We start from the raw sequence: 20,661 nt of genomic DNA, 5'->3' as shown, positions 1-20,661 counted from the left end.
CAAAGGGAAGGGGCGTGGAGGGGGTAGAACGGGCGGATCCCGCAAAAGGGGGAGAGGGGGGATCCGCCCGCTCATGCTCCGCGAGGGAGCGGAGCAATTCAGACGTCGGGTTCGGCACCCGGAACCGTTTCCATGCCCGGCTTCCAGCCGCCGAATTTCTCGCGCCATTGCTGGAAGGTGTGGAAGAGAAGCGGGATAAGAAGCATCCCGAAGCTCGACGCGAACAGCATGCCGAAGAGAACCGGCACACCGACCGCGACCATGGCGCCCGCGCCGGGGCCGGACGCCGTAGCGAGCGGCACAAGTCCCATGATGAAGGCAAAGCTCGTCATCATCACCGGGCGGAACCGCATCTCTGCGCCATGCGTCGCCGCATGGTCGAGATCGGCGCCGGACGAGCGTTGCTCCAGCGCGAAGGTGTTGACGAGGATGGCGTTCTTTGCCGCCAGCGCCACCAGCACCACGATGCCGATCTGGGCATAGAGGTCGAAACTGAGCCCTGCGATCCAGATGCCGAATAGGGCGCCGAGCACCGCGACGACCACCGACGACAGCACAGCGGCGGGGATCACCCAGCTTTCATAGAGAGCGACGAGGAAGAGATAGGCAAAGACGAAGGCAAGGCCGAGCACCAGGCCCGTCTGGCCGGCCGCTTCCTGCTGCTGTTTGGCAAGGCCCGTCCACTCATAGGCATAGCCGGAAGGCAGCGTCTCGGGGCTGATCTTCTCCATCGCATTCATGGCCTCGCCGAGACCGTATCCCGGCGCTGCTGTGCCGTTCAGGGAGACGGCGCGATAGTTATTGTATCGCGTGATCTGGCGCGGGCCGATATCGAGATGCGTCGTGGCGAAGCTCGAGATCGGCACCATCTTGCCTTTGTCGTTACGTACCTGAATGGCGTTGATGTCGTCGATACGCGATCGATATTCCTTCGCCGCCTGCAGATAGACCGTCCAGGTGCGGCCGAACAGGTTGAAGTCGTTGACGTAGTAGCCGCCCAGCTGCGATTGCAATTCGGTAAAGACATCGCTGATGGTGATGCCGAGCGTTTGCGCCTTGTCTCGATCGATGTCCAGACGCACCTGCGGCGTCGACGCATCGAATGTAGAAAAGAGCGAGCCGATTTTGGGCTGCTGATTTCCTGCGACCATGAGGGCGCGCGTGACGGCAGCCATGTCCGTCGGCGACTGGCCTTGCAGCGCTTCCAGAATGTATTCGAAGCCGCCGGCCCGGCCCATGCCGTTGATCGCGGGCGGGTTCAGCGGAATGAAGTTCGCGCCGGGAATGGCCATGAGCTGAGGCGTCAGGCGACCAAGAACCGCCGGCGCATACAGGTCGGGCGAGCGGCGTTGCGCATAGTCCTTCAGCTTGACGAACATCACGCCGGCATTGGGAGCGGAGCCGCCGCCCAGAATGTCGATCCCCGCTACGCGGACTACATTGTCGACTGCCGGGTCCTTGCGGATGATGTCCACGGCCTTGTCGCCGATGGCAATGGTGCGGTTGAGCGATGCGCCTGCCGGAAGCTGATAAATGGCAACGACGTAGCCCTTGTCCTCATCGGGTACGAAACCGGCCGGCGTATAGCGAATGGCCAGGAAGGCGAGGATCGCGATCACCACCACGGCGCCGAGAGAGACGGTTGCCACATGCACGAAACGGCCGATGAAAGCGGCATATTTCCCGGCGGCCTTGTGAATGAAGGCAGAGACTGGACGCATGAAGCTCGCCGGTTCGCCGGGCCGCAGGAACATGGCGCAGAGCGCGGGGGTGAGCGTTAGCGCGTTGATGCCCGAGATCACCATGGCGGCGGAAATTGCCACGGCGAACTGTCGGAAGAGCACGCCAGACGAGCCGGGGAGGACGGCCACGGGGATGAACACCGCCAGCAGCACGAGCGTGATGGCGATGATGGAGCCGGCGATTTCGCTCATCGCCTTATGCGCGGCCTGCGCGGGCGTGAGGTCCGGCTCTTCCTCCATCACGCGCTCGACATTCTCCACCACGATGATGGCATCGTCGACAACGATACCGATGGCGAGCACCAGGGCGAGCAGCGAGATCGTATTGGCCGAATAGCCGAAAGCGAGAAGAACCGTAAAGGCGCCGATAATCGCGACCGGCACCGCGAGCAGCGGGATGATGGTCGGGCGGAACCGGCCCAGAAATACGAAGACGACAATGGCGACAAGCGCGAAGGCTTCCAGAAGCGTATCGGCAACCTTGGCGATCATCTCGTTCACGAAGTCGGCGCCGTCGATCATCTTCGTGTAGTGGAGGCCCTTGGGGAAACGCTTCGCAAGTTCCTCAACTCGTGCCTGCACGGCTTCGGCCGTCGTCACCGCATTGGCGCCGGACGCCAGATTGATGGCCAACGCCGCCGACGGCCTGCCGTCAAGCGTCGCGTTTTCGCCGAAGGATTTGGAACTGAGCTCGACGCGCGCCACATCCTTGAGCCGGACGAACGAGCCGTCGGGCTCGGCCCGGACGACGATATTGCCGAATTCCTCAGCTGTCTTGAGGCGCCCCTTGGTGCGAACCGTCAACTGAAGCGACTGATCGTCGGAAAGCGGCGCGGCGCCCAGCGTACCCGCAGGCGCCTGCACATTCTGGTTCCGGATCGCCCGGATGAGGTCCTGATTGGTGAGCCCCAGATTGGCGAGCAATTGCGGATTGTCGATCCATATGCGCATCGAATAATCGGCGGCGCCGAATATCTGCGCATTACCCACACCATCGACGCGCTTCAATTCGTTCAGCACGTTCAGCGTCAGATAGTTGGACAGGAACAATCGGTCGAACTTGTCGCCGGTCGTATAGAAACCGTAGAGCTGCAGAATGTCGCCGGACTGCTTTCTGACCGTCACGCCCGTCCGCTTCACATCTTCGGGAAGATTTGCTTCCGCCTGCGCCGCCCGTGTCTGCGTGTTCATCGTCGCCAGATCGGGGTCTGTCCCGACGGCGAAGGAGACGGTAAGCGAGTAGGAACCGTCCGCGTTGGATGCCGACTTCATGTAGATCATGTTGTCGACGCCGTTGATCGCATCTTCCACCGGCTGGGCGATGCTTTCTTCCACTACCTGCGCATCGGCGCCGGGGTAGCTCGCGCTGACCGAGACGGTGGGCGGGGCGATGTCGGGATATTGCGAAACCGGCAATACCTGCAGCGACAGGATGCCTGCCAGCGTCACCACGATGGAAATCACCATGGCAAGCCGGGGACGCTTGATGAAGAGGTCGTAGATCACTGCTGTCCCTCCGCCCCTTTGGATTCATGGGCGGAAACGGTCATGCCGGGCTGCACATTTTGCTGGCCGACCGTGATGACGCGGTCGCCCTCCGCAAGGCCCTTGGTGACGACGATGTCCTTGCCGATTTGTTCGCCTGTCTCGATCCGGCGGATCTCCGCCTTGCTGTCCTTGTCGACTACCATCACATAGGCGCCCTGCTGATCGATCTGGAGCGACGCCTGAGGCACGGTGATACGCGGTTCGCCCTTGCGGTTCTCGATGATGACCGTCACGAGCTGCTGGTCGACGAGGAGCAGGTCGGGATTGGGGAAGGAAGCGCGCACCGTGATGGTATTGGTGGATTCATTTGCGCTGGGTTCGGCATAGAGAATGGTGCCATCGGGCCCGTATTCCGTTCCATCCGGCAGAAGGAGCTTCACCCTGACGCTCTCTTTCTTCGCGCCGCCTTTCACCAGCTCCGTATATTGGCGCGACGGCACGGGCCAGGTGACGTCGATGGGATCCTGCGCGACGAGAAGCGCAAGCGATCCGGAAGAGGGGCTTACATATGCGCCCTTGGAAAAGGAGGCCTTGCCGATGCGGCCGTCTATCGGGGCCTTGATGTCCGTATAGTCGAGATTGAGCTGGGCCAGCGAGACGGAGGCCTCCTGCGCCTGCACGGCGGCTTTCGCCTTTTGCAGATTTGCCGTCGCATCGTCGAGCTGCGATTGAGCCACCGCCTTGCGGGCGACGAGCTTCCGCGCACGCTCATAGCTCGTCGTTGCAAGCCGTGCTTCCGCCTTCGCGCTGGCCAGATTGGCTTCGGCTTCCTTCAGGTCGGCCTGGTAGCGATCCTTCTCGATCACGAAAAGCAGATCGCCCTGCTTGACCCGGCTGCCTTCTTCATATTGAAGCGGGCCGAGATACCCCTCGACGCGGGCGCGGATTTCGACTTTCTCGGTCGCTTCGATTCGGCCGTTGAATTCCTGTCGGTTCCGCACGGCGTGCTGCTGGACCGAGACAACCTCGACTGCCGGAGCACCACCGCCCGGCATCTGCTGGGCAGACGCCGGTGACGCTACGGAAAGCCCAGCGGCGCAGAGAATAAGTGCAGCGATGGGGAGGTGACGCATATAGTTTTCCTTGGTCCAGGGTGCCTTTTGGGGGCCGAGATATGCCTTTATGCAGGGCGGCAGACAGGCGCGCCGGGCAGGCAGGAAGGCCGCAGAACTTTGGGGGGCGGCGAAGGGCCGGCAAAAGGAGCTATTGCCAGCCGCCAATTCAACTTTAAAATGCTTGCAAGAAAGCTTTCTTGCAAGTGAAATTTAGTTGAAATTAGAGGGAGTGCAAGAGGGGCGTGAAGGAAAATAGGGAAGATACGGAAACGCTGCTGAGCGAGCAGGCGTCGAATTGGCCGGAGGTCGACACGCCCGCGCACAGGCTGGTGATCCGGCTTTTGAGGCTGCAGGGCCTTATGCGGCAGGTTGCCAATGTCCAGATCCGTAAATTCGGCCTTTCCGGCGTCGAGGTCGATGCGCTGGCCACATTGCGCAAGATGTCCACGGACGAGCCGGTTCGGCCTTCTGTCCTGTCCCGTCATCTTCTGATCACCTCGGGCGGTATGACGCGGGCCCTGAAATCCCTTTCGGAGAAGGGACTGATCGAGCTTATGCCGGATGCGGAGGACAAGCGAGGCAAGAACATCCGCCTCACTGAAAAGGGCAAGGCGCTAAGCGAAGATGTGATCCACGCGATTCTGGAAAGTCAGGGCAAGCTGTGGAAGCAATCCGGTGCGAATGAAAAGCAGATCAGGAAGCTCGACGACGCATTGAAGTCCATGCTCTCCAACATTGAAGCTTCGGATGGGTGAAAAATCCATCGGTTCCGGATCATTCTCCCGCCCCACAACGGCACATTCGGCATGAGCGGGCCTGCGCCTGCGTGATAGACCTGTCGCGATGAGAAACACGGCGACGGGAGCGGCCTGAATGGTGCAAGACACGGAATCCAGAACGGCCCGGCCACGGAAAAAGGCGATGCGCGTAAAGCCGCAGTTCATCGGTCTCGCCGGGCTGATGGCGGTCATGGTGATCGGCGCCGCCGCATTCGTCGGATACAACTCCGCCGACGCACAGAAAGTTTCCGACCGCAGCAGTGCCCTCGCGATGACGGCAGCGAGCGGGGCAGGGCAGCAGGCGCAGCCCGCGACAACAGCAAGCGTCTATGGGTTCCGTTCCGCCGAATTCGGCGACGACGAGAAGGCGATCCGTGCGGCGATCAAGAAGGATTTCGGGATCGGCAAGGACAAAATCCTTGTACGGGACAATCTTGCCACCGGCACGCGCGCGCTCGTGATCCGTACCGAAGACCTCTTGCCGGACACCGGCGCCGCCCGGATCGGTTACATCATCGGCTACAAGTCCAAGGGTCTGACCCAGGTGAATATCATCTGGGGAACGCCGGTTTCAGCCCAGGCGAAAGGCATGCAGGTCGCCAAAACGGCAGTGATGCTGAAATCCTATTTCTCGAAACTCGGCTTCGACCCGAAACGACAAGTGGCTGACCGCCGCTTGCGCAATGGCGGCATCCTCGTCTTCCGTGCAACCGACACGAAGAACCGTCTGGTGCAGATCGTCTATCGCGAGGTTGATACCAAGGACCGCGCGGCTGCAAGCGATGCGAAGCAGGGCGATCCCGTTTCGGCGGCGAAGGCCGCGGAAGATGAAACCGACGAACCGGCAACGATCGGCGACGGCAAGGGCGGGATGAAGAAAGCCTATATTCTGAGGCTGTCCTACGTACTCGATCCGCAGCGCCCGGATGTCATGCGCATCGAAAAGGGTGCCTTCTGAGCGCCGGTCCTAGGCCTCGCCGCTGACATCCTGCACCTGAAGTTCGTAAAGCGTCTTGTAGAGACCGCCCAGCGCCATGAGTTCCTCATGGCTGCCGATCTCGCGCACTTCGCCATGGGTGAGCACCACGATCTTGTCGGCCTCCCGGATCGTCTGCAGGCGATGCGCGATGATGATGGAGGTGCGCCCGCGCGTCAGTTCGCGCAACGCATCCTGAATGACGATCTCCGTTTCCGTGTCGATGCTCGCCGTCGCCTCGTCGAGGATCAGGATTTCCGGGTTCATCGCCAGCACGCGCGCGAACGCCAGAAGCTGGCGCTGGCCATGGCTGAGATTGCGCCCGCGCTCCGTCAGCACTGTGTCGTATCCCTGCGGCAGGGCGCGGATGAAGGGATCGGCGTGCACCATCCGGGCGGCGCGTTCCGCCGCTTCGCGCGTGATGGCTGGATGTCCGAGTGCGATATTCTCGTAAACGCTGCCCGAAAAGATATGGAAGTCCTGCAAAACGACGCCGATCCGCGTTCGGATCTCGGCAGGCAGGACCTGCATGATGTCGACCCCGTCGATCAGGATCGATCCTGGCGTCACATCGTAGAAGCGGCAGAGCAGCCGGATAAGGCTCGTCTTGCCCGAGCCCGTGGGGCCGACGATCGCAACCTTCTCGCCCGGCTCGATGGCGAAGCTGACATCCTTGAGGATCGTGTTGTCGGGCGAGTAGCCGAAAGTGAGATGATCGAAGGTGACGCGGCCCTCGAGCTTTTCGGGAAGATGCCGGGGCTTCGACGGTTCAGCCAGCGCCTCGTCCCAGTCCAGCGCCTGGAAGATGCGCTCCGAACTCGCCATCGCCCGGAAAAGTACGTTCCATTGTTCACCCATGGCGACGATGGGCCGAAACATCATGTCGGCAAATTGCGCAAAGAGGACGACGCTGCCCAGCGTGGCCGTTCCGCCCAGCACATGATGGCCTCCGAACCAGATGATCATCGACATGGCGAGAAAGGCCATGCTGTCCATGGTCGGGCCGTAAAAGCTCTCGATCAGGATTGCCCGGTTTTCCTGTCCCCGATTGTCGCGATTGATGGAGGTGTAGTGATCGTAGTTGAGCCGCTCGCGTCCATAGAGCTTTACGACTTCGATGCCGGAAAGGTTTTCCTGCATGTTCTCGTTAAGGCGCGAAAGCGAGGACCGGATCGCCCGATAGACACGCCGTGACGCGACCCGGAAGACATAGGTGGCGACGGCGGCAATCGGCAGCAGCACCATCAATTCGCCGGTCAGTACCGGATCGAGCGCAAGCATGACCGAGACGGCGACGAAGAAGGGCACGAATTCGCCCAGGAGCACGCCGAAGCCTGCCAGCAATTCGAAAAGCGTTTCGATGTCGTTGGTCAGTCGGGTCATCACCCGGCCCACGGCGACACGGTCATAGAAGCTCGAGGGCAGTCGCTCCAGATGTGCGAAGAGATCGCGCCGGAGATCGCGCAGCGCATGGAGCACGGTGCGCGCCAGCATGATGCGGAAGCCATGGCTGAACACGGCCCACAAGACTGTCCACACGGCAAAGAGCATGCAGGCGGTAATGAGCGGATGAAGCGAGAGCGACGACGCGAGGAAACCGTTCAGCGCCTTCTGGCCGAAATCGGGGGCGGTCGTGCCGGATTCGGGCAGCAGGATGCCGTCCACCACAACGCGGCTGATGACGACGGGGGCCAGGACCGCGGCGCTGGCAGACAGCAGCACCAGACCGATGGCAATGAAGCCTTGCGTCCGATAGGGCTTCATCCAGCTGAAAAGCCGTTTCAGCAAGGCAAAGTCGACGCCGGTCGTTTCGATATCGTCTTCGAAGACGGAATAGTCGCGCTTGGGCTTTTCCTGTTCCGGCGTCATCCGGTCGACCGTACTCATGACGGTTCCTCCCCTTCCTGCCGGCCAAGGTCGTCTTCAAGCGAGGCGCGCTGTCCTTGCGCACGTTCGAGCGCGGCATATAGACCGTTGCGGGCAAGAAGCTCGCTATGCGTGCCGGTCTCCGCGACGCGGCCATCCTCCAGCACAACGATGCGGTCCGCATGGCGCGCGGTGGAAACGCGGTGCGATACCATCATCGTGGTGCGGCCTTTTCTGAGTGTCTTAAGGCGGGAGAGGATGAACTCTTCCGTCTCGGTATCTACCGACGAGAAGCAATCGTCGAGCAGCAGCACCGGCGTTTCTCGGATCAGGCCGCGGGCCAGGCTTGCGCGCTGCTTCTGTCCGCCCGACAAGGTGACGCCGCGCTCGCCGACCATGGTTTCGAGTCGCTCGGGAAAGCGCTTGATCGTGGTTTCGAGATCGGCCGCTTCCGCCGCGCCCCATACCGCCTCGGCTTCTCGCGAGGGATTGTCGTAGGAAATATTCTGCTGCAGATGCGCGGCGAAGAGGAACGGATCCTGCGGCACCAGCGCGATCTGGCTGCGTAGTTGCGTCAGCGGCAGCATGCGGATGTCGCGCCCGTCGAGATAGACCGTGCCCGGTGGCGGGTCGAGCAGGCGGACGAGACAGCGCAGCAGGGTGGATTTGCCCGAGCCCACGCGGCCCAGTATCGCGATCATCTCGCCCGCTTCGATATTGAGGGAAACATCGTTGAGCGCCGGCCAGCCATCCGGCGCGTCGCCCGTGGACGATGGATGCCGGTAGGAAAGCCCGTTGACAGTGAGCGTTCCACCGATCCGGTCGAGCGGCGCGGCATCGGGTTCGTCGCGGATCTCCGGGCGATGGTCGAGAATCTCGAAAATGCGCGCTGCGGCCGACCCGCCACGCTGAAACAGCGTGACCATGATGCCGCCTTCCTTGATCGGCGCCAGCATCATGGCGAGATAGAAGATGAAGGCAGTGAAGGTACCGATACTGATACCGCCCGACATGACCAGATGGCCGCCATAGCCGACCACCGCGAGCGTGGTGAAGCCGGTGGCGACCAGCATGGTCGAGGTGAGCGCCGAATTCAGGAACATCAGCCGGTAATAGTCCCGTGCATAGGTATCCGACGTCTTCTCGAAGCGGTCGATCTCGCGGTCTTCCTGGGCGTGGGTCTGGATGGTGCGGATGCCGTTCAGGTTTTCCTGCACTTGAGCCGACAGGATGGAAAAGCCCTGTTGAACCAGCATGGACTGGCCGAAGATGCGCTTTGCAATGAGCCAGCCCGCCACGCCGAAGACGGGAAGCGCCGGCACCATCAGCAGCGTCAGCATGGCCGATTGATGGAACATGAAGGCAAAGGCGATGATTCCGGAGAACCCCAGGACGAAAAGAAGCCGGGTGCCGAGCCCCACCATCTGCCGAATGAGGGTGATGTCGTTGATCGCCCGCGCCATCAGATCGCCCGTGGTGAAACGCGAGAAGAAACGCGGCCCCTGAAGCTCAAGATGCCAGTAAAGGCGCTGGCGCAGCTCATAGGCGACTTCGACCCCAACCTCCCGGACGAAACGCCGCCCGAAGCTGAACGCGATATAGCGAAGCACCATCAGTCCCAATATGGCGAGCGCGGGCAGGGCGAGGGCGTAGCTGCCTGCCGCGATCCGGTCGATGCCCTCTTTCAGGAAGAGCGGCATGAAGGCTTCCAGAAGCCGTCCCAGATTGATGAGCGACATGCCCCCCCAGAAGCGCCATTTGTGGCGCTGCACGAAGGGGATGAGCCGCCGGAGCGGATGAGCTCCTTGCGTGTCATCGGATGATGCCGGGGCCGCAGCCGGGGTCGGCTCGGTCTCTGGATCGGGGCTGGATGTCGCGGATAAGGCCATGAATACGGACCGGGTTCGGCTGGGAAGGCACGGAAACCCCGCCCCCGGCACAAGCCCGGAAGACAGGAAACGGTCCGCCTGCCGGAAGATGCCTCCTCCTCCCTTCCCGCAGCGTCGGGCTCACTCTAGGGGGGCTTTGTGTGATTCGGAAGATAGAGGTGAGATTCGGCCGGGGCCGTCGAAAAACGAGCGATCCCGGGCCGGGGAGGGGGCGAGAGGGGAATGCGCGGCCCGCGGTCGTCGCGCTGTGGAAAATATTCAGTAGGGGAACCAAATGAGGTTCGTCGCGTGCGATCGAGCGCAGTTATTGCGTAGCCCGACTACGGAGTAGGCATTCTGAGTTATCGAATGTCGAGCTATGTAATCCGAATACATGAAAATTGCGATGAGGTTGAGTTGACGTGAAAGAGCTTTGTAATCGAACGGGCATTTCATCTTCACCTCTTGGCCTCACTGCCTAAGGTCCCGTGCAGGGATCCTGAACTGGAACGCGTTATGGCGATGGGGGATGCGGCTGCAGGAGGCGGCCACATGACATGACGCATGCCGGTTGGCGCCTGCGCGTGGCGGGCGAAGGGTCGATAACAGTATGGGGAGGTCCCGGAATGAAGTATCTCAACGGCGCAGTTGCGTCGGTTATCGCGTTGTCGCTGGGCGTTGCCGTGGCTCATGCCGATGTTCCGCAAGCGCAGGTTGATCGGCTTGGCAATGATCTGACACCGGTCGGCGCGGAAAAGGCGGGTAATGGCGGCGACATACCGGCCTGGACCGGCGGTCTTCAGACCATTCCGTCCAATGTGGCTTACAAGGATGGCGAGCATCTGAAGAACCCGTTCCCGGACGACAAGGTGCTCTACACCGTCACCGGTCAGAACAAGGATCAGTACAAGAAGTATCTGACGCCAGGCCAGGCGGAGATGCTGAGGCTTTACGATGACTACAAGCTGAATGTCTATAAGACCCGCCGTACCTGCGCAGTGCCGGACAATGTCTATGCCGCGACAAAGCGCAACGCCAAGGTCGCTCAGCTGGTGGGTAACGGAAACGGCGTCGCCAAGGGCATCATGGGCTTCCCGTTCCCCATACCGAACAATGCATATGAGATCATCTGGAACCACACGCTGCGCTATCGTTCTTTCAAGCTGATCCGTCAGTTCGCAGCCATGCCGGTGACGAGCGGCGGCGGCTATACGCCGATCATCGTTCAGGACCAGGCCATTCTCTGGTGGTCCGATCCGTCGAAGCGGAACGCGGAGGAACTGGACAACACCTCCATCTACTACATCGCCCGCACGCTTGCGCCGGCCCGTGCCGCCGGCAACATCGTGCTGGTTCACGAAGCGATCAACTCCGCCAAGAAGCCGCGCCAGGCATGGCAGTACAGCCCCGGGACGCGCCGCGTACGCCGCGCGCCCAATATCGCCTTCGACAATCCGGGCGTGAATACGGACGGACTTTCCACCGCGGACAGTTTCGACGGGTTCAACGGATCGCTGGAGCGCTACACCTGGACCGTTCTCGGCAAGAACGAGCGTTTTGCCGCGGAGAATAACTACGATATGGCGCTCGCCAAATATAAGGACCTCATCAAGGCGCGCCATCTCAATCAGGATCTTCTGCGCTACGAAAAGCGTCGTCTCTGGGAGATCGAGGCGGATCTGAAGTCCGACACGCGCCATGTCTATCATCGTCGCGTCTTCCATATCGACGAGGATTCCTGGCAGATTGCATCGGCGGAAATGTATGACGGGCGCGGCGACCTCTGGCGTGTCGAGGAACTGCAGGGGACGACCGCCTACAACGTTCCTCTTTGCGGCTATGCCGGCCAGATGGACTACGACCTCAAAGGGAGCCGCTACCTGGCCTCGGCTCTCAATAATGAGGAGCCGATGGTCAATTTCTTCGCCGATGAACTGAAGGCGAACGACTACACGCCCAGCTCCATCCGTCGGATGGGCTCCCGCTAGGCGGTTTCGCAAAATCGCAATCCGGGCCGCCCGCCCCGGCGGGACCTCCACCGGCACCGGACAAAAGGCCCCGGCACGTATGTATGATCGTGCCGGGGCTCATTGTTTCTGGGGCGGTCCAGGCTCCGTCTTTGAAGCGTCACATCACTTTCATCGTTTGCCGGTACTAGCAGGACAGGTGCACTCACCTGATTCCATCAGTCCGAAAGGAACCGGCTGCCGTGTCAGATCCTGCTGTCGTCGTCGAATACCGCAATCCCAAGGAACGGCTGGGCCATGCCGTGCATCGCCACAAGCCCGTGTCGCGCGAAGGTTTGACAGAGCGGCTCTTCACGCTTCTCTTTACCGGGCTCGTCTATCCCCAGATATGGGAAGACCCGGAAGTGGATATGGAGGCGATGGCGATCGAGCCGGGACAGCATGTCGTGGCGATCGCATCGGGCGGCTGCAATGTGATGTCCTATCTCGCGGCAGACCCCGGACGCATCACCGCGCTCGATCTCAATCCGGCCCATATCGCGCTTAACAAGCTGAAACGCGAAGCGGCTCTTCGTCTGCCGAGCTATGAACATTTCCGCCGTTTCTTCGGCGATGCCGATAGCAGCGAGAATATCGGATTCTACGAGACCTTCCTGCGCGACAATCTCGACCCCGAGACAAGGCGCTATTGGGAAAAGCGCTCGATTTCGGGCCGCCGTCGCATCTCTCTTTTCGCGCGCGGTTTCTACCGGCACGGGCTTCTGGGCTCCTTTATCGGCGTGGCCCATCTCGCTGCGAAAGTCTACGGCGTGAAACTTGCCGAGATTCTCGACCTGAAATCCATGGAAGAGCAGCGGCGCTATTTCGACGAGAAGCTCGCGCCGCTTTTCGATCGCAAGCTCGTGGCCTGGATCACCTCCAAGCCGGCCTCGCTTTACGGTCTCGGTATTCCGCCCTCGCAATATGAGGCGTTGTCGGGTGGCCGTGAAATGCGCGAGGTCCTTCGCGAGCGCCTCGAAACGCTCACCTGCGATTTCCCCATCGCGGACAATTATTTCGCCTGGCAGGCTTTCGCGCGGCACTATGGCCCCGATAGCGCGGGCTCTCTGCCGCCATACCTCAAGCGGGAAAATTTCTCCGCCCTGCAGGCGCGGGCCGAACGTGTGGACGTTCTGAACAAATCCTTCACCGAGTTCCTGCGTGCCGAACCCGATGCCAGCGCCGACCGATATGTCCTGCTGGACGCGCAGGACTGGATGACGGACGAGCAGCTCAACGACCTTTGGGAGCAGATTACGCGCACCGCCAAGCCCGGCGCACGGGTGATCTTCCGCACCGCCGCCGAGCCGACGCTGCTGCCGGGCCGGGTCGCCGACAATATTCTGTCTCGCTGGCACTACCGCGAGGCGGAGTCGGCCCGCTTCACCAAGCAGGATCGGTCTTCGATCTATGGCGGGTTCCATCTCTACGAGCTGGAGAGCTGAACCATGACCGGCCTGTCGCTTCATGATGGAGGCGTGCCGCATGACGCCTTGATGGACAGCGTCTATCGCCGTCAACGGCATTTCTACGACGTCACCCGGCGCTATTACCTTCTCGGGCGCGACCGGCTGATCGAGGACCTCGCGCCGCCCCGGGGCGGTTCCGTGCTCGAAGTAGGGTGCGGGACGGGCCGCAATCTCATTCTGGCTCGCGAAGCGCATCCGCAGGCGGATTACTACGGCTTCGATATTTCGAACGAGATGCTGGAGCAGGCCCGCCTCTCTGCCCGCCGGGCCGGGCTGGGCGGCGACCTGACATTTGCGCAGGGCGATGCGGCCGATTTCGATCCCGCCGGCGCTTTCGGTGTGCCGCAATTCGACCGCGTGTTCATGTCCTATACCATCTCCATGATCCCGGTCTGGGAAGACGCAATCGCCCATGCGGCGACGCTGGTGGCACCGGGCGGCCGGCTTCACATCGTCGATTTCGGCCAGCAGGAGCGTCTGCCGCGTGTCTTCCGGGCGGGGCTGCATCGCTGGCTCGCCGCCTTTCATGTGAGTCCTCGTGCCGAGCTGGAGATGCATCTGAATGACATCGCCGCATGGCACGGCGCCAGGCTGCGCTTCGAGCGGTTGCACCGTGGCTATGCGTGGTATGCCGTTCTGGACTTCGCCCGCGACTGAGCGATCCCCATGATGCGTGGCGCGACGGATTGCGTCAGTAAAACCCGGCCCGCCTGTGCTAAGTGTCGGTGAACGGCAAACTTGGAAGCAGGCTGATGGTCCGGCAAAGCGCTATTTTCGCGTCAATTTTCGTTATTTGTCTAGCGGGGGCGGCAGACCTTCGCGCGGCGGAAAGCCCCTGCGCGATGACGCCGCAGCGGGTCGAGCAAGCTGCCGCCCGCCTGCCGGAAGGGATCGAGATCGATTTCCTGCGGGTGCGGGATTTCTATGCGCTGGAAAATAAAGGCTGCGTCTGGACGGCGCACCGGCGCGATACCTTACTCGATATGCTCGGACGGGTGTGGAGCCACGGCCTGTCGCCGTCATTATTCCATCTGGAAACCCTGAAACAGCTCACGCGCGGCAGCGACATGTCGGAATTGCTCATGACGGATGCCGCGCTGCGCTATGTCCGGGTGATGACGGCGGGTCGCGTGCCGCCCAGCGCGCTCGCAGAGGAAGTGTCGGTACCGCCCTTGAAAATGGATGCGGCAGGGGCGCTCGCGGCTGGGCTCCATGCGCGCGATTTTGCGGCCTGGCTCGAAGAATTACCGCCGCGGGACCCGGCCTATAACCGGCTGCGCTTCGCCTATGAAGCCTATCGGACAAAGATGGAAGAGGCGTTTCGCCCCCTGTCGCTCGAAGGTTCGAGGGCGCTGCATCCGGGCGACCGATCTCCCGCCGTCCCGCAACTGGCCGCCCGGCTTATCAAGGCCGGAGACGCAAACCGGTTGCCTGCCGGAACGCTCTACACGCCGGAAATGGAAGCTGCGGTGCGTCACTATCAGGCGCGGCACGGGCTGGAGGTCGATGGCGTGGTGGGACGCAACACGCTGGCGCAGCTCAATACGCCGCCCGCCCGGCGCGTCGAGCAGATTGCCCTCAATCTGGAACGCTGGCGCGTGCTTGCCCATGCATTGCCACCCACCCGTATCGAAGTGAATACGGCGGCGGCGCGGTTGAAGCTGATCCGGGACGGACGGACGGAACTTTCCATGCGCGCCATCGTCGGTGCAAAGAAGACCCAGACGCCGATCATTGTCAGCCGGGCTCAGGCCGTCATCGCCAATCCGCCCTGGAATGTGCCGTCCTCCATCACGAAGAACGAGCTTCTGCCGAAGATCGCAAAAGACGACACCTATATGGACCGCAAGCATATGGAATGGGTGGATGGCCGCATTGTCCAGTCACCCGGCGAGCACAACTCGCTGGGGAGGTTGAAGATCGATTTCCCGAGCCCCTACGCCGTCTATATGCACGATACCAATGCGCGCTCGCTCTTTGAACGCGACTATCGCTGGCTCAGCCATGGCTGCATACGCCTCCAGAAACCGCGGGAACTTGCGAATATACTTCTTGGGGGTGGCGATGCGCGCGAGGAGATTGACCGGCTGATTGACGAGGAAGAGACGGTACGCGTGCCTGTCGCGGAACAACTGCCTGTCGCGGTCGTCTACTGGACGGCTTTCGTCGGCGAGGACGGGACAATGAATTTCCGTAATGACGTCTACGGACGGGACGATCGGTTGAAAGCCGCGCTTCGGGGCGCCGGCGGGTCGGACAAGCCGGCTCAGCCCGTGGAGGCTTGCGGCATGTAGGCCTTTCGTGTCCGGTCTTTTGGTATGATCCAAATCATATTGGCAAAGCCGCAGGACAGGTTAGATTGATTGCGACTGGGGGCAATCAGTCGAGAGGTCAGAAGTGTCAGTACAGATTTCCCGCCGGGGACTTATCGGCGGCCTAGCTGCGTTATCGACCATGGCGGCGGTGGAGCCGGCAAGCGCTGCCTTGCGCCTGCCGATGGCGCGCCCGTCCGGTCTGGTAACCTCATCGCCGAAATCCGCACCCGAAGCCGATCTTCTCGCGGGGGCCGGCGATGCGCGCACGCTCCGTCTCTTCAATACGCATACCGGCGAACACGCCAAAATCACCTATTGGGCCGAAGGTAAATATGAGCCAGAGGCGATGACGGAGATCGATCACATCCTGCGGGACCATCGTGCCGATGAAGCCTACCGGATGGCGCCGGATCTCCTGGATTTGATGTATGCGATGCAGTTGAAGCTCGACACCAGCGAAGAGCTCAACATTATCTCGGGGTACCGCTCGCCGCAGACGAATGCGTCACTGCGCGCCAAGAGCAAGGGTGTGGCCAAGCGCTCCTACCACATGAAAGGCATGGCGGTGGATATCCGCGTACCGAACCGCAATGTCGGCAAGGTCTACGATGCGGCGATGGATTTGCGCGTCGGTGGCGTCGGCTATTACCCGCGCTCCGATTTCGTGCATATCGATGTCGGCCCGGTACGCCGTTGGGGCGCCGCGCGCCACGTCTGATTTCGGCATTCGATGCACGAAAAAGGCCGGCAGCGATGCCGGCCTTTTCCAACTGGATACCGCGGCTGGATCAGCTGAACGCCTGGATGCCCGTCTGTTCGCGGCCGAGGATCAGCGCATGGACGTCATGCGTACCCTCATAGGTGTTCACCGCTTCGAGATTCATCACGTGACGGATCACATGATACTCGTCGGAGACGCCGTTGCCGCCATGCATGTCGCGCGCGACGCGGGCGATGTCGAGCGCCTTGCCGCAATTGTTCCGCTTCATGAGCGAGATGGCTGCCGGGGCGGCCTTGTTCTCGTCGAAGAGACGGCCGAGTTGCAGGCAGCCCTGCAGGCCGAGCGTGATTTCGGTCTGCATGTCGGCGAGCTTTTTCTGGACGAGCTGGTTTGCAGCCAGCGGCCGGCCGAACTGGGTCCGGTCGAGCGTGTACTGCCGCGCCGCATGCCAGCAGAATTCCGCAGCGCCCATCGCGCCCCAGGCAATGCCGTAGCGCGCCCGGTTGAGACAACCGAAGGGGCCGGCAAGCCCGCGCACATGCGGCAGAAGGTTTTCGTCGGGGACGAACACATCCGACAATGAAATCTCGCCGGTGATGGACGCGCGAAGCGAGAACTTGCCCTCGATCTTCGGCGTCTCGAAGCCCTTCATGCCGCGCTCGACGATGAAGCCGCGGATGTTGTCCTTGCCGTCTTCCTCAAGCTTGGCCCACACCACGGCAATGTCGGCGATGGGGGAGTTGGTGATCCACATCTTCGCGCCATTGAGGATGTAGCCGCCATCCACCTTTTTTGCCCGCGTCTTCATGGAGCCGGGGTCCGAGCCATGGTCGGGCTCGGTGAGGCCGAAACAGCCGACGAACTCGCCGCTCGCGAGCTTCGGCAGGAATTTCTGCTTCTGCTCCTCGGTGCCATAGGCGTTGATCGGGTGCATGACGAGCGAGGACTGAACGCTCATCGCCGAACGATAGCCGCTGTCGACGCGTTCCACCTCGCGGGCGACGAGCCCGTAGCAGACATAGGAAAGCCCGGCGCAGCCATAGTCTTCCGGCAAGGTGCAGCCCAGCATGCCCTGGGCGCCCATCTCGTTCATGATCTCGCGATGGAAGATCTCGTTGCGATTGGCTTCCTTCACGCGGGTCATCAGCTTTTCGTCCGCATAGGCGCGCGCGCTGTCGCGCACCATCCGCTCTTCCTCGGTGAGCTGCTCGTCCAGCAGCAGCGGGTCTTCCCAGTTGAACGGGGCAAGCGGGGGATTGGGGTTTCCGGCGGTAGCCGATGCGCTCTTGGCGGCTTGCGACATGAAAATGGGTCCTCAAGCTGAGATACGAGAGATTTGGCAGTGATATAGCAGCCGGATGCGCTCAGGGCGAGAGGGGGGCGGAAGACGCTGCGTCAGACCTTGCGGGCAGGGCGTCCGGCGGCCTTGGCGTAGGCCGCCAATGTCTCGGCCAGATGGTCGAATATCAGCCTCATCCGGCGGTTTCCGCGAAGATCCTCATGCATGACGATCCAGATATCGAGCGGGAAGTCGAATGCATCGGGCATGAAAGAGACGAGCCCATCCCGTGCCCCGAGGGGATATTGGCAGACACCGATGCCATATCCCGCCTTCAGCATGGCGTATTGGGCGACATCGCTGTCGCAGCGATAGGAGAAGAAATCCCGCGTAAGCTCGATGCCCGACAGGTTGAGCCGCCGGATGGAAGCGTTCCGGTCGTAGCCGATCACCGGGTGTTTGCGCAGCTCCTCCAGGCTGGAGGGGAGGCCGTATTTTTCGATATAGGCGGGATGGGCATGGAGGCCGAGATGCACCGTGCCGACTTTCTTTGCCACCAGCGCGCTTTGCGTCGGTTGCGCCATGCGGATCGCGATATCGGCCTCACGCCTGAGAAGATCGCTGTTCCGGTTGGAGATCATCATTTCGATCTCGATCAGCGGGTGCTTTGCCCGGAACGAGGTGAGCATGGGAGGCAGCACCTCGGTGCCGATGATTTCACTCGCGGTGAGGCGGACCGTGCCGCGATCCTCGTCTGCCGTGCCGCTGGCCGCGCGCTGGAGCGCCTCCGCCGCGCTCGCCATGGCCTCGGCATGGGGCATGAGGGAGAGCGCGCTATCGGTCGGGGACAGCCCGTTTTGCGAGCGCATGAAGAGACTGACGCCCAGCGCATCCTCCAGCGCGTCGACATGGCGTCCGACCGTTGGCTGGGTGAGGCCCAGCAGGCGCGCGGCGCCCGATAGGCTTCCCTCGCGCATCACCGCAAGGAAGGAGCGGTAATATTCCCAGCCTGGGTCCAGTTTATTCATACGAATATGAATATCAGATAGAGAGATAAAGGCAATTCATATTCAAACATGAATAGGACACCTTCGCCTCATCAACAACGGAGGTGATCCCCATGACCGATAAATCTCAGAAGACAGCCCTCATCATCGGCGCCACCGGCGGTATCGGCGGCGCCGTTACCAGGGCGCTGGCCGCGCGCGGCTGGACGATCCGCGCTCTCAACCGCAAGCCGAAAGCCGCAGCCAAGGCCCATGCCGCGCTCGGGCCCGTCGAATGGGTGAAGGGCGACGCCATGAACCCCGCCGATGTGATCGCCGCGGCACAGGGCGTCGATCTCATCTTTCACGGGGCGAACCCACCCGGCTACCGCAACTGGAAGGGGCTGGCGCTCCCCATGCTCGAAAGCACCATCGCCGCGGCGAAGGCGAGCGGCGCAATGATCGCTTTTCCGGGCACTGTCTATAATTTCGGTCCCGATGCCGGGGCGTTCATTGCGGAGGAGGCGCCGCAGAACCCGAAAACCCGCAAGGGCCGCATCCGCGTGCAGATGGAAAACCGGCTGCGCGAGGCGGCGCAGGAGGGCACCCGGGTATTGATCATCCGCGCGGGCGATTTTCTCGGCGGACTCTCCGGAAGCAACTGGTTCGCCGCTGCGGTCGTGAAGCCGGGCAGGAAGCTTCGCCGCATCGTTTATCCCGGAAAGCCCGATGCCGGCCATGACTGGGCCTATCTGCCCGACCTTGGCGAGACCTTTGCGCAGCTCGTCGAGCGCAGGGACGATCTGGCGCCCTTCGAGCGGTTCCATTTCGAAGGCTTCTGGTTCGAGCGCGGGATCGATCTGGCGCATGCAACGCGCCGCGCGGCGGGCAATGAAAAGCTCCCCATCCGCGGCCTCCCTTGGTGGGCGATCCGTCTTGCTTCGCCCTTTGTGGAGATGTTCCGCGAGATGCTGGAGATGCGCTACCTCTGGCAGCGTCCCCTCCGTCTCAACAACGCGAAGCTTGTCGCCTTTCTCGGTGAAGAACCCCGCACGCCCGTCGAAACCGCCTTGCGCGACAGCCTGACCGAACTCGGTTGCATCAAGCATCCGCAGGTCAAGGCGCTCGCTGCCTCGCGAAAAAACGCGGCCACCGCGTGACCGCGCAACCCATGGCAATGGAGAGAAGGAAATGAACCCCTTCAGAAAAGCCGAAGAGATCGTTTATCTGATGGCCGTCGCTATCCTCTGGACCTATCTCTTCACGCTCGCCGTGTTCGGCCTCGGTCCCTATGTGGTGTGACGAAAAGGGGCTCGGCACCGGTCCGGGCCCCTTTTCATCCGTATCAGGAAGGAACGGGACCGTCGATTTCCGCCACTCGCCTGCAGGCGGGCCTTTCATTGAGGTGGGTGCAATAATCGATAAAGGCCTGCCGTTTCTCGAACACGCCGCTATGCATTGCCCAGTCTATCTGGAAGGCGACATAGACATCGGCCGCCGAGAAGCGGTCGCCGGCAATGTAGCGCTTGCCCTTCACGGCTCTTTCGAGAGCGTCGCTCACCGCAGCCAGGCTGCCATAGCCGACCATGCGCTCCTGATCGGCGGTGGGCTTGACGCCGAGGGAGGCATCCGCAAGCACGGCTTCCACCGGGCCCGCGGCAAAGAACAGCCAACGATAATAGTCCGCCCGATCCTGCGGGGCGGGGGCAAGCCCCGCTTCGGGAAAGGCATCGGCGAGATAGGCGCATATCGCCGCGCATTCCGTCACGACCTTGTCGCCATGCTTGATGGCAGGCACCTTGCCCATCGGGTTGATGGCCAGATAGTCGGCGTCTTTCATCGTGGTGCCGTAGTCGAGAATTTCGGTGCGATAAGGCGCGCCGACTTCTTCCAGCATCCAGCGCGTGATGCGCCCGCGAGACATGGGGTTTGTGTAGAAAATCAGTTCTTCCGACATGAATGGCTCCCTTGACAGGAGTGAGTACATATCAGGAACATTCGAGGCGGTCAGCACAAAAAGAAGCCCCGGCTGGTAAGGCCGGGGCCACATT

Annotated in this window: 15 protein-coding genes; 8 read left to right on the top strand and 7 right to left on the bottom strand. The window is 61.8% G+C overall.

Going from position 1 to position 20,661, the window contains the following annotated elements; genetic code table 11:
* Nucleotides 1-98: 98 nt before the first annotated feature.
* Together ACSSVQ_RS05085 and ACSSVQ_RS05080 are read right to left on the bottom strand one after the other, a co-directional pair.
* The gene (locus ACSSVQ_RS05085) at nt 99-3,248 is read right to left on the bottom strand and encodes an efflux RND transporter permease subunit (protein WP_454181179.1); all 3,150 of its coding nucleotides are present in this window, start codon (nt 3,246-3,248) and stop codon (nt 99-101) included.
* Entirely contained in the window at nt 3,245-4,363 is a 1,119-nt protein-coding gene (locus ACSSVQ_RS05080; RefSeq protein WP_454181177.1) for an efflux RND transporter periplasmic adaptor subunit, read from the bottom strand. The genes ACSSVQ_RS05085 and ACSSVQ_RS05080 overlap by 4 nt, the downstream gene beginning before the upstream one ends.
* A gap of 224 nt (nt 4,364-4,587) precedes the next feature.
* Here ACSSVQ_RS05080 and ACSSVQ_RS05075 point away from each other — a divergent pair, with 224 nt between their 5' ends.
* On the top strand, nt 4,588-5,100 hold the full coding sequence (locus tag ACSSVQ_RS05075; protein ID WP_293326319.1) for a MarR family winged helix-turn-helix transcriptional regulator: 513 nt from the start codon (nt 4,588-4,590) through the stop codon (nt 5,098-5,100).
* A gap of 166 nt (nt 5,101-5,266) precedes the next feature.
* Complete coding sequence (locus ACSSVQ_RS05070) at nt 5,267-6,082, top strand: hypothetical protein (RefSeq protein WP_454181175.1); 816 nt, start codon at nt 5,267-5,269, stop codon at nt 6,080-6,082.
* A gap of 9 nt (nt 6,083-6,091) precedes the next feature.
* Here ACSSVQ_RS05070 and ACSSVQ_RS05065 read toward each other — a convergent pair whose 3' ends face one another.
* Entirely contained in the window at nt 6,092-7,987 is a 1,896-nt protein-coding gene (locus ACSSVQ_RS05065; RefSeq protein ID WP_454181173.1) for an ABC transporter ATP-binding protein, read from the bottom strand.
* Nucleotides 7,984-9,705 (bottom strand): ABC transporter ATP-binding protein, encoded by a 1,722-nt coding sequence (locus ACSSVQ_RS05060; RefSeq protein ID WP_454181171.1) that lies wholly within the window; start codon nt 9,703-9,705, stop codon nt 7,984-7,986. The genes ACSSVQ_RS05065 and ACSSVQ_RS05060 overlap by 4 nt, the downstream gene beginning before the upstream one ends.
* 755 nt (nt 9,706-10,460) lie before the next feature.
* Here ACSSVQ_RS05060 and ACSSVQ_RS05055 point away from each other — a divergent pair.
* The 5 genes from ACSSVQ_RS05055 (at nt 10,461) to ACSSVQ_RS05035 (ending at nt 16,342) form a co-directional block, all read left to right on the top strand.
* Nucleotides 10,461-11,822: a DUF1329 domain-containing protein gene (locus ACSSVQ_RS05055; RefSeq protein ID WP_454181169.1), complete on the top strand. Its 1,362-nt coding sequence runs from the start codon at nt 10,461-10,463 to the stop codon at nt 11,820-11,822.
* Between the two features lie 221 nt (nt 11,823-12,043).
* Nucleotides 12,044-13,285, top strand: a complete 1,242-nt coding sequence (locus ACSSVQ_RS05050) for a DUF3419 family protein (protein ID WP_454181168.1) — start codon at nt 12,044-12,046, stop codon at nt 13,283-13,285.
* Nucleotides 13,286-13,288: 3 nt separating this feature from the next.
* A complete protein-coding gene (locus tag ACSSVQ_RS05045; protein ID WP_454181166.1) occupies nt 13,289-13,966 on the top strand; it encodes a class I SAM-dependent methyltransferase in 678 nt (225 codons plus the stop codon).
* A gap of 185 nt (nt 13,967-14,151) precedes the next feature.
* Nucleotides 14,152-15,603, top strand: a complete 1,452-nt coding sequence (locus tag ACSSVQ_RS05040) for a L,D-transpeptidase family protein (RefSeq protein ID WP_454181164.1) — start codon at nt 14,152-14,154, stop codon at nt 15,601-15,603.
* 103 nt (nt 15,604-15,706) lie between these two features.
* Nucleotides 15,707-16,342, top strand: coding sequence for a DUF882 domain-containing protein (locus tag ACSSVQ_RS05035; RefSeq protein WP_454181162.1), 636 nt, complete (start codon nt 15,707-15,709; stop codon nt 16,340-16,342).
* 70 nt (nt 16,343-16,412) lie between these two features.
* Here the strand turns inward: ACSSVQ_RS05035 and ACSSVQ_RS05030 are convergent, their stop codons facing one another.
* Nucleotides 16,413-17,648, bottom strand: coding sequence for an acyl-CoA dehydrogenase (locus ACSSVQ_RS05030; RefSeq protein ID WP_454181160.1), 1,236 nt, complete (start codon nt 17,646-17,648; stop codon nt 16,413-16,415).
* 92 nt (nt 17,649-17,740) lie between these two features.
* Nucleotides 17,741-18,652 carry a LysR family transcriptional regulator gene (locus ACSSVQ_RS05025; RefSeq protein WP_454181158.1) on the bottom strand — a complete coding sequence of 304 codons (912 nt, stop codon included), beginning with the start codon at nt 18,650-18,652 and terminating at the stop codon, nt 17,741-17,743.
* A 92-nt stretch (nt 18,653-18,744) separates the two neighbouring features.
* Between ACSSVQ_RS05025 and ACSSVQ_RS05020 the strand changes: the two genes are divergently transcribed.
* Nucleotides 18,745-19,770, top strand: a complete 1,026-nt coding sequence (locus tag ACSSVQ_RS05020; protein ID WP_454181156.1) for an SDR family NAD(P)-dependent oxidoreductase — start codon at nt 18,745-18,747, stop codon at nt 19,768-19,770.
* A gap of 185 nt (nt 19,771-19,955) precedes the next feature.
* Here the strand turns inward: ACSSVQ_RS05020 and ACSSVQ_RS05015 are convergent, their stop codons facing one another.
* The gene (locus ACSSVQ_RS05015; RefSeq protein WP_454181154.1) at nt 19,956-20,567 is read right to left on the bottom strand and encodes a glutathione S-transferase family protein; all 612 of its coding nucleotides are present in this window, start codon (nt 20,565-20,567) and stop codon (nt 19,956-19,958) included.
* Between the last annotated feature and the right edge of the window lie 94 nt (nt 20,568-20,661).

The sequence above is a fragment of the Parvibaculum sp. MBR-TMA-1.3b-4.2 genome, assembly GCF_053628815.1.
This window is presented reverse-complemented; position numbering and strand designations above follow the sequence as displayed.

Coding starts and splice junctions, on each gene's coding strand:
- ACSSVQ_RS05070 (WP_454181175.1), top strand. CDS start 5,267: ATGCGCGTAAAGCCGCAGTTCATCGGTCTCGCCGGGCTGATGGCGGTC.
- ACSSVQ_RS05080 (WP_454181177.1), bottom strand. CDS start 4,363: ATGCGTCACCTCCCCATCGCTGCACTTATTCTCTGCGCCGCTGGGCTT.
- ACSSVQ_RS05045 (WP_454181166.1), top strand. CDS start 13,289: ATGACCGGCCTGTCGCTTCATGATGGAGGCGTGCCGCATGACGCCTTG.
- ACSSVQ_RS05025 (WP_454181158.1), bottom strand. CDS start 18,652: ATGAATAAACTGGACCCAGGCTGGGAATATTACCGCTCCTTCCTTGCG.
- ACSSVQ_RS05040 (WP_454181164.1), top strand. CDS start 14,152: ATGACGCCGCAGCGGGTCGAGCAAGCTGCCGCCCGCCTGCCGGAAGGG.
- ACSSVQ_RS05065 (WP_454181173.1), bottom strand. CDS start 7,987: ATGAGTACGGTCGACCGGATGACGCCGGAACAGGAAAAGCCCAAGCGC.
- ACSSVQ_RS05015 (WP_454181154.1), bottom strand. CDS start 20,567: ATGTCGGAAGAACTGATTTTCTACACAAACCCCATGTCTCGCGGGCGC.
- ACSSVQ_RS05020 (WP_454181156.1), top strand. CDS start 18,745: ATGACCGATAAATCTCAGAAGACAGCCCTCATCATCGGCGCCACCGGC.
- ACSSVQ_RS05060 (WP_454181171.1), bottom strand. CDS start 9,705: ATGTCGCTCATCAATCTGGGACGGCTTCTGGAAGCCTTCATGCCGCTC.
- ACSSVQ_RS05055 (WP_454181169.1), top strand. CDS start 10,461: ATGAAGTATCTCAACGGCGCAGTTGCGTCGGTTATCGCGTTGTCGCTG.
- ACSSVQ_RS05030 (WP_454181160.1), bottom strand. CDS start 17,648: ATGTCGCAAGCCGCCAAGAGCGCATCGGCTACCGCCGGAAACCCCAAT.